This is a genomic window from Vibrio sp. 10N.286.51.E5 (assembly GCF_041469125.1).
GTDB lineage: Bacteria > Pseudomonadota > Gammaproteobacteria > Enterobacterales > Vibrionaceae > Vibrio > Vibrio crassostreae_C.
Genome location: NZ_JBFRJZ010000018.1, coordinates 33,018 through 42,572 on the forward strand (window position 1 = coordinate 33,018; position 9,555 = coordinate 42,572).

The window sequence follows — 9,555 nt, forward strand, 5'->3', positions numbered from 1 at the left end:
CAACCCGCAACGTGAGCAAAGTCTCAAATAAAGGGCGTAGACACCCAAAAACATGCAGGAGTGCAAGGTTTCTGAGGAGGATCGTAGTCGGTAACGTTTGGCTTCACGTAATATGAGTAAAGACTTAAGTAATTAGGCTCATGTCATTGGAGTGCACTCAACGATAGATTGGGATATTCCAGAACATAGCCACGGAATAGGTGTAAAACTTCGATATGTGGATCCCTTCGAAACTGACTCGTCCCGGCCGCTTACATAATGCAATCCTACGACCTAGGGTTCTCGATCTGCTTCACAATGCAGATTGCTATAAGCTTGTGTTGTTCCGCTCTCCAGCGGGCTACGGCAAAACCACCATGGCTGCACAATGGTTGGTAGATAAACCTAATGTGGGTTGGTACAGCATTGATGATAGCGACAATGATGCCTTCCGCTTTATCAACTACCTACTTCAATCACTTAATAAAGCGACTCAAAATGCCTGTCCGAATGCCCAAAAACTGGCAGAAAAGCGACAGTTTTCATCGCTGCATTCTTTATTAAGTGAAGTATTTGCCGAGATGTCGGAATTCCATCACGAGTGCTTTCTGGTGTTGGATGACTATCACTTGGTCAACAATGACGACATCCACGAAGCCATGCGCTTCTTCCTCAAACACATGCCCGATAACCTAACGTTGGTTGTCACCAGTCGTGGTACGCCACCACTTGGTACAGCAAACCTGCGCGTTCGTGACTTAATGATCGAATTAGGTAATGACTCGTTGGCGTTTGATACCGAAGAAACCACACGCTTTTTCAACCAACGCGTAGCCGACGGCATTGATGACACCACGGCAGATAGCATTTGTAGTTATGTAGAAGGTTGGCCTTCTGCACTACAACTTATCGCGCTACAAGCACAACACCAAAAACGCACTCTTGCACAGTCCGCAGAGTCATTCTCTCACTTTAACCACGCCCATCTTTGGGACTACTTGGTTGAAGAAGTATTCGACCTGCTAGACAAAGAAACCCGACAGTTCTTGATGCAATGTTCTGTGCTTGATCACTTCAACGATGAGCTTGTGTGTGCACTTACACAGCGTGAAGATGCGTTAGGTATGATCGAATCACTCAACCGTTTTGGTTTGTTCATCTACCCGCTTGAAGGTGAAAAGAACTGGTATCGCTTCCATAACTTGTTTGGTGAATTCCTCGCACATGAGCGCCAAGCTCGAATTCCTCAGCAAGAAGCTGAACTGCATCGAAGTGCTGCAAAAGCGTGGATCAAGCAAAACACACCACACCAAGCACTACGTCACGCACAGCGTGCTGAAGATCCAGAACTGATCATTCAAATCCTGACTGAGCACGGTTGGCCGATGTTCAACCAAGGTGAGCTTTCGTCATTAGAAATGGCGATCAAACAGCTAACCACAGATCAACTATACAGTGAGCCAAAGCTTTCGATGTTGCGCGCTTGGCTTGCACAAAGTCAGCACCGTTATGACCAAGTGGGTACTTTGTTGGAAGAGGCTGAGACTCAATATCAAGCGCGAAACATTGAACTCGATACTCAGCAGCAAGGCCAATACAACGCCTTACGCGCACAAGTTGCCATCAACAGCAATGAGCCTGAGAAAGCATTGGAATTGGCTGAGCTTTCGTTGAGTCAGTTGAACACCACCGTTTATCGTAGCCGCATTGTCGCAACCTCGGTTGTGGGCGAAGTGAATCACGTAATGGGTAACCTAAGCCGTGCGCTACCGATGATGCAACAAACAGAAAAACTGGCACGTCAGTATCAGGTTTACCATCAGGCCCTGTGGGCGATTCTGCAACAAAGCGAAATCTTGATTGCTCAAGGTTATGTTCAAGCTGCATTTGAGCTACAAGACAGTGCATTCAAATTGATTGAAGAACATCAGCTGCAATACGTACCTCTGCACGAATTCTTGCTGCGTGTTCGTGCTCAGATCTTCTGGTGTTGGAACCGACTAGATGAAGCGGAAGAGTGTTGCTACAAAGGCTTAGATATCCTTGGTCACCACTCTCCGAGTAAACACCTGCACAGCTATTCTATGTTGGCTCGTATTTCATTGAGCCGTGGTGAGATTGATAAAGCGTCGAAATTTATCGACCAGATTCAGCACCTATTGCGTCAATCGACTTACCACGTAGATTGGACGGCAAATGCTTCTCTTTCTTTGATTCTGTTCTGGCAAGTAAAAGGCGATAAAGAAGCTATCCGTGATTGGCTGAGTGTGGCTGTTCGACCTGAATCGGCAAGTAACCACTTCTGCCAACTTCAGTGGCGAAACATCGTTCGTGCTCACATCATCCTTGAGCAGTATGAAGACGCAGAAGAAGCGCTGACTTTCCTTAAGAGTGAAGCCCAGCGTTCGCACCTGATTACAGACACCAACCGCAACTTGATCGTTGAAGCCGTGTTACGTACACAAATTAACGATGAAGACAGCGCACGAATACTACTCGAAGAAGCGCTTCATATGACTAACCAAACCGGTATGGTCGGTAACTTCTTGGTAGACGGTGGGACTATCGGGCATATCTTGGATAAGTTGAGCAACAAGCCAGGCTTAGGTGATTTAGAACGTCACCGCGCACAACAAATCATGAAAGATATTTCCGCGACCCAACGCAGCCGCTCGGTTCACTTCGATGAAGACTTTGTTGAGAACTTGGTTAATCACCCGAACATTCCTGAGCTTGTGCGTACTAGCCCACTCACCCAGCGTGAATGGCAAGTACTTGGTCTGATCTACTCAGGATTCAGTAATGAGCAGATCGCTCAAGAACTCGATGTAGCGGGTACCACAATCAAGACTCACATCCGTAACCTTTACCAAAAGCTCAACATTGCTAACCGTAAAGAAGCAATCAGCACAGCGGAGAACTTGCTGCAGTTGATGGGGTACTAAAACGGATTCGAGATTCGAGATTCGAGATTGATTCGAGATTCGAGATTCGAGATTCGAGATTGATTCGAGATTGATTCGAGAAAACATAAGCTAGTCACCGATGGTGGCTGGCTTTTTTTTCATCTGAAGTTTAGAACCTAAAAATGTAGGAATGGGAAAAGTAAAAAGACGATCACCAAACGACAGGCAAAAAAATAGCCAACCGCAATAATCGCGATTGGCTCTATATATTTGTGAACAAATCATAAGTTCACTAACAACGTCAGTTGGCTAGGTGACCCTCGGCTTAAGAAGGGTCAATGTATATAATGCAGTTAGCGTGCCAACTTTTATTCGACGTTTTATAAGCCCTGCACCGCATAAAAACCATGAATTTGTCATGCGAATTGCAAAGTGCATTTGCATATTGCAACCAAGATGCAATATCGATAAGGGATCAGTTTCATCTCTGCTCTTAATGACAAATCACTAAGTGGTTGTTATCTAAATGTTAGGCAAATATTCACTTCAACTTATTGCCTTACAATTAATAGAGTAATAAAAGCCCTTCCCCAAAAGCATATTCATACTTTTTTTACACTAAAGTTTGTATACTGCACAAAATCATCCTCAACTCTATGAAGCAATGAACTACTTAAGTACTTTTTTCAAAGGCATGGCAATGGGCGCAGCAGACGTTGTACCTGGCGTGTCGGGCGGAACCATCGCATTCATCACTGGTATCTACGATACGCTGCTAGAAAGCATTCGCAGAATTAACCCTAGCGTACTTGGCTTATGGAAACTCGAAGGCTTCAAAGCCGCGTTTAATCACATCAATGGTTTCTTCCTAATTTCACTGTTCGCGGGCGTATTAACGAGCATTGCGACATTCGCAAAATTGATTTCTTGGTTATTAGTCACCCACCCTGTTCCACTGTGGTCTTTCTTCTTCGGCCTGATCTTGGTCTCGGTTTTCCATATTCTTAAGCAAGTAGAGAAACGCGATATGATTCGCTTCGTGTTTTTGCTGCTTGGCGTTGCTTTCGCTTATAGCATTACCGTGCTTAAACCGCTGCAAATGGAACCAACCAGCATCAACGTATTGATTGCGGGTGCGATTGCTATCTGCGCGATGATTTTACCCGGTATTTCAGGCAGCTTTATTCTGCTCCTGATTGGCATGTATGGCCCCGTGCTTGGCGCCGTTAAATCATTTCAAGTCGATGTACTTGCGCTATTCCTTGCGGGCTGTGTGATCGGACTGCTGACTTTCTCACATGTACTGTCTTGGCTATTGCGTTCATTCCGCGACTTCACATTGGTATTCTTAACCGGTTTGATGATCGGTACGCTGCCTAAGATCTGGCCTTGGAAAGAGACCATCAGCTGGCGCACAAACTCAAAAGGTGAACAAGTTCCTCTGATTCAAGAAAACCTATCACCGTTTGATTTTGAAGCGGTAACCTCTCAGCCTTCTCAGTTGGTCATGGCGATTGTGATGATGTTTGCTGCGATTGCATTGGTTTTAGGCCTGGAGAAGTTCGCAGAGCGTAACGCTGACTAATCATTCAACGTATTTCTGGAACATGTTCAGAATGGATAGAACTTAGAAATACTAAGCTCACATATCTATTAAACAGACAAAAGCGAAGCCAATGGCTTCGCTTTTTTAGTTCTACCATACGCACAAAATTGCTTTTTGATACAAGCACGTATTGAGGGGTGTGATAACATCGCCGCTCTTATAAAATTAAATGAGAACACGACATGCACTCTGCATTAAAGGTTGCTGCTGTTGGGATCGCTCTCGTGGCAGGCTTTTATGGGCCGCAAGCAATTCAGCAATTTAAATCTGCGATGGAGCACTCAACTGCCGACGTCAGCTTGGATGATTACTGCATGCTTTCAACCACATCGTGTGAGCAGGAATCCATTTCAATGTCGCTTGACCGAGAAACCGCGCAACCTCTTCTACCCACAAAGATAAAGGTAGTTTGGGAAGGTGCTGCATCTGAGACACTGGTGTTATCGCTCACAGGTTTAGAAATGGAAATGGGATCAGCGCGTTTTCAATTAAAGAGCATTGGCAACAATACCTATGAAGGTGATGTGATTTTACCTGTATGTACTTTAGATAAAATGACATGGATCGGTGAACTCACTGATGGTGTCGATACTGTAAACCCTGCAATAAGGATGGCAAGATGAGTAGAAATTGGTCGTTAGCATTGGTTGTCGCTTTTGTACTTGGCTTTGGTGTCAAAAGCTATCTTGATGGGCAAAACGAAGTTCAAGAACAACACGCTGCAAAACAAGAGTTCTCCGCAACGACTCTTTTCGGCAAAGACAACCAACCAACGGAAATCTTTGACCAAACCGATGACAGAATTCGTATCGTTTACTTCGGTTTCACACGCTGCCCAGATGTGTGCCCCACTTCTTTGGCTATGTTGGCCGGAGCACTTAACCAAGTCTCTGATGAAGCAAAAGCCAAGATTCGCCCGATGTTTGTCTCTCTCGACCCTGAGCGTGATGCAGCAGAAGCCTCATACGAATACGCACAATACTTCCACCCAATGATGGAAGGATTAAGTGGTCCTTTGGATGTGACAACCACGCTTGCACACAACTACGGTGTTATTTTCAGAAAGACCAAGCTGGAAGGTTCAGAGTTGGAATACACCCTAGACCACAGCTCATATTTTTATTTTTTAAAGCCCGACGGTACCTTGATTACCAAAGTACCGCACACGTTGACGCCAGCGCCAATTGTTGAGGCTATCAACAAGCTGACGCAGTAAAACGTAAAAACAAAGAACTTACTCAATAAAGTTCAAAAAAAGTCAGGTCCCAGACCAAAAACATAAAAATTAAGGACAACAACATGAAGTTAAAAGCACTTGCTCTAGCAGGCTTATTGCTCACCCCTTTTGCTCAGGCTAGTAGCGATATTATGGTTCATGACGCGTACGCTCGTGCAACCCCGCCTTCAGCAGTGAACAGCGCGGTGTTCACGACTCTGATGAACCACAGCGATAAAGATCGCGCTATTGTTTCTGCAACAACACCTGCAGCAGGTAAAGTAGAACTTCATGATGTAATCATGGATGGCGATGTTATGAAAATGCGCCAAGTTCAAGAGATCACCATCCCTGCAAACGGTGAAGCGGTACTTAAACCTGGTAGCCTACACATCATGTTGTTCGACCTAAAAAGTAGCCTAAAAGAAGGTGAGCAAATCGAGATGACTCTGACCTTTGCCAATGGTGAAACACAGACCTTCGACGCACCAGTGAAGAAAGTGATGAGCGGCATGAAGAAGATGAACCACGACCATCATTAATCGTATTCACAATTGATAAAATAATTTAAGCCACGATGACTTCTCGCCATCGTGGCTTTTTGTTAAACTGAGCGCGCTTTTTATTCAAAGCCTGAACACATAAATAAACCAAGGAGAATAGAAGATGATTGTAATGAAAACACTAAAACTGGCAGTAAAAGTAACGCGTTAATTTGTTTGGTTAATCAAACTTTAATCTCGAACTACCAACATTAAGCCATCAGCTGACTACCGCACACTTTTACCCGGTTTACTGTTGATCGTAAGTGATCAATATCTGCATGCCTGTAAAGCATGACTCAAATCCGGGGTCCTATCGATTTTGAGTTCGACCCAAGCTCAAACATTTTTGACGTCTCGACGCTTTTTGAACTGACCAACGCTTTTCGATCTCATCGACAACCTGAGATCTTACAAGACGTTAATGCTCTCATAAGACTTTAATGCACTGATAAGACTTTAATGCTCTCACAAGAAAAGAAAGCTCGCACGTCTGGGTAAATAGACATGAATTCACAAAACGCATTTTCTCATCCAATGTCACTTCAACAACTTGGATGGCAACCTGTATTCCAACAACAACTGACACTTGAAGACTACGACCATTCAGTGATCGCCCGTATCACCGCGCACCATCGCAGTGGCTACACATTTGCGTCTGAACAAGGCGAAATCACTCTACCTATTCATCACAACCAACCTGCAATGACCGTTGGCGATTGGGTAATATTGAACTCTGAACTGCAATTCGATCGCTTACTAGAACGCCAATCGCTCTTTAGCCGAAAAGCTGCAGGCAGTCGTGTGGCTGAACAATATATTTCAGCCAATATCGACACAGTGTTTATCGTGGTTTCATTGAACAACGACTTTAATCTGAGTCGCATTGAACGCTACCTGGCACTCGCAAATGAAGCACAAGTTGAAGCGGTTATCGTCCTGACTAAGAAAGACTTGTGTGACGACTACGAAGGCAAAGTACAACAGGTACAAAGCTTAGACCCGATGCTCATGATCGAAGCGGTCAATAGCCTAGATCAAGGCTCAACCCAAGTACTGTCACCTTGGTGTAAAACCGGCAAAACCGTCGCGCTAATGGGGTCTTCTGGTGTGGGTAAGTCGACTTTGGTTAACTCATTGCTAGGTGAAGCATCGCAGGCAACTGGTGGTATTCGTGAAGACGACAGTAAAGGTCGTCATACAACCACATCACGATCACTCCACTTGCTCGCATCAGGTGGCTTGCTTCTCGACACTCCAGGAATGCGAGAGCTCCAACTTGCAGACTGCGCTGAAGGCGTGAGTGAAACTTTTTCAGACGTCGAAGAGTTAGCAATGCACTGCCGCTTCTCTGATTGTCATCATGAATCAGAGCCAGGATGCAAGATAAGGGCTGCCATTGAGAGTGGTGAACTGTCTGAAAGACGATTTACTAATTATCAAAAGCTACTGAGAGAACAAGCAAGAAACGGCGCTTCTCTTGCAGAGCAACGCGCTAACAATAAGCAGCTTTCCAAAATGTACCGAAACGTACAGTCAGAGAGCCGTAATATCAAGAAATCGTCTAAATAGCCGATTATTGGATTAGGTTTACAACACGTAAATAAGCCCCATGTCCCTATCGCGTATTAGCTCATTAATTCCTGAGCTCTTTAATGCATTGGGCTGGGGCTTTTTTGTATCAGCGAGGCTTTTTTGTATCAGCGAGGCTTCTTTGTATTAACAGGTCTTCTTTATATCAACAGGAACCCAATGGGATCATTTCTGCACACAATGATCTTGCTAATCGACTCTGACGGCACCAGAACCAGAACATTGACCCGAATGAGTATTATCATGCAGATTTATATCTCAACAAAAGCACAAAAATTTAACATTTAGCTCTAAAAACACCACGCAGCGCAAACAATCACCCTAAAAGTAAACTATTCCTAGACACCTTCTTAGATCCCGCTAATATGACCGCCCATTCCACTAGTGTATAGTTGGATTTGGTACAACTTTATAAAAAAATACATCACTATAATAAATTAACAATTGCAGGTATTTTATGCAAAATCACAACATGCTCGCCCGCATCGCTCGTGGAAATCTCGTTCTACAGATCCTTGCTGGTATTGTTTTCGGTGTCGTTCTCGCCATGGTTTCTCCTTCAGCAGCTCAAGATGCAGGCCTATTAGGTAGTCTGTTTGTTGGTGCTCTGAAAGCTGTTGCCCCAATTTTAGTATTCATTCTTGTTGCAGCTTCTATCGCAAACCAAAAGAAAGGTCAGCATACTCATATGCGTCCAATCATTGTGCTTTACCTGATTGGTACGTTCTCTGCAGCACTGACTGCTGTAGTACTGAGCTTCATGTTCCCAACCACTTTGACACTGGTTGCTGGCGCTGAAGGTGCTAACCCTCCTCAAGGTATTGCAGAAGTTCTTCATACGCTTCTATTCAAGCTTGTAGATAACCCAGTTAGCGCACTAATGAACGCTAACTACATCGGTATTCTTGCTTGGGCTATCGGTCTTGGTCTTGCACTGCACCACGCATCTGCAACAACCAAAGCGGTTTTCGAAGACCTTAGCCACAGTGTTTCACACATTGTTCGCTTCATTATTCGTCTTGCGCCATTCGGTATCTTCGGCCTTGTTTCGACTACATTCGCAACAACGGGCTTCGATGCACTAGCAAGCTACGGTCAACTACTAGCGGTTCTACTAAGCTCAATGCTGATCATTGCTCTTGTCGTTAACCCACTGCTTGTCTTTGTAAAGACAAAACAGAATCCATACCCACTTGTACTGCAATGTATTCGTGAATCTGGTGTAACAGCATTCTTCACTCGTTCAAGCGCTGCAAACATCCCAGTGAACATGAACCTTTGTAAGAAGCTAGAGCTAGATGAAGATACTTACTCTGTATCAATCCCTCTAGGCGCAACCATCAACATGGCAGGTGCTGCAATCACCATCACTGTGTTAACGCTTGCAGCTGTACACACAATGGGTATTGAGATTGATATCTTCACTGCGATTCTACTAAGCCTTGTTGCTGCAATTTCAGCATGTGGTGCATCAGGCGTTGCCGGTGGCTCACTGCTACTGATTCCTCTAGCTTGTGGCCTATTCGGTATCTCAAACGATGTAGCGATGCAGGTTGTAGCGGTTGGTTTCATCATTGGTGTGATTCAAGATTCGGCTGAAACAGCACTTAACAGCTCAACTGACGTAGTGTTCACTGCGGCTGTATGTAAAGCTGAGCAAAACAAAGCTTAACAGCTCTTGGTATTAGGCTTTAGCTCTAAGCTCTAAGCTCT

Annotated in this window: 7 protein-coding genes; all 7 read left to right on the top strand. The window is 44.6% G+C overall.

Features of this window, described 5'->3' with window-relative positions; genetic code table 11:
* The first annotated feature begins 215 nt into the window (after positions 1-215).
* The 7 genes from malT (at position 216) to sstT (ending at position 9,514) form a co-directional block, all read left to right on the top strand.
* Positions 216-2,924, top strand: coding sequence for an HTH-type transcriptional regulator MalT (gene malT, locus AB4161_RS05930; RefSeq protein ID WP_017061867.1), 2,709 nt, complete (start codon positions 216-218; stop codon positions 2,922-2,924).
* 625 nt (positions 2,925-3,549) lie between these two features.
* A complete protein-coding gene (locus AB4161_RS05935; RefSeq protein WP_372083001.1) occupies positions 3,550-4,470 on the top strand; it encodes a DUF368 domain-containing protein in 921 nt (306 codons plus the stop codon).
* A gap of 203 nt (positions 4,471-4,673) precedes the next feature.
* Positions 4,674-5,114 (top strand): hypothetical protein, encoded by a 441-nt coding sequence (locus AB4161_RS05940; RefSeq protein WP_017061864.1) that lies wholly within the window; start codon positions 4,674-4,676, stop codon positions 5,112-5,114.
* Complete coding sequence (locus tag AB4161_RS05945; protein WP_004732104.1) at positions 5,111-5,707, top strand: SCO family protein; 597 nt, start codon at positions 5,111-5,113, stop codon at positions 5,705-5,707. The genes AB4161_RS05940 and AB4161_RS05945 overlap by 4 nt, the downstream gene beginning before the upstream one ends.
* Positions 5,708-5,790: 83 nt before the next feature.
* Positions 5,791-6,249 carry a copper chaperone PCu(A)C gene (locus AB4161_RS05950; RefSeq protein ID WP_017068936.1) on the top strand — a complete coding sequence of 153 codons (459 nt, stop codon included), beginning with the start codon at positions 5,791-5,793 and terminating at the stop codon, positions 6,247-6,249.
* 507 nt (positions 6,250-6,756) lie between these two features.
* Positions 6,757-7,821 carry a ribosome small subunit-dependent GTPase A gene (gene rsgA / locus AB4161_RS05955; RefSeq protein ID WP_372083002.1) on the top strand — a complete coding sequence of 355 codons (1,065 nt, stop codon included), beginning with the start codon at positions 6,757-6,759 and terminating at the stop codon, positions 7,819-7,821.
* A gap of 478 nt (positions 7,822-8,299) precedes the next feature.
* Positions 8,300-9,514, top strand: a complete 1,215-nt coding sequence (sstT, locus tag AB4161_RS05960) for a serine/threonine transporter SstT (RefSeq protein WP_004732110.1) — start codon at positions 8,300-8,302, stop codon at positions 9,512-9,514.
* Positions 9,515-9,555 lie beyond the last annotated feature (41 nt).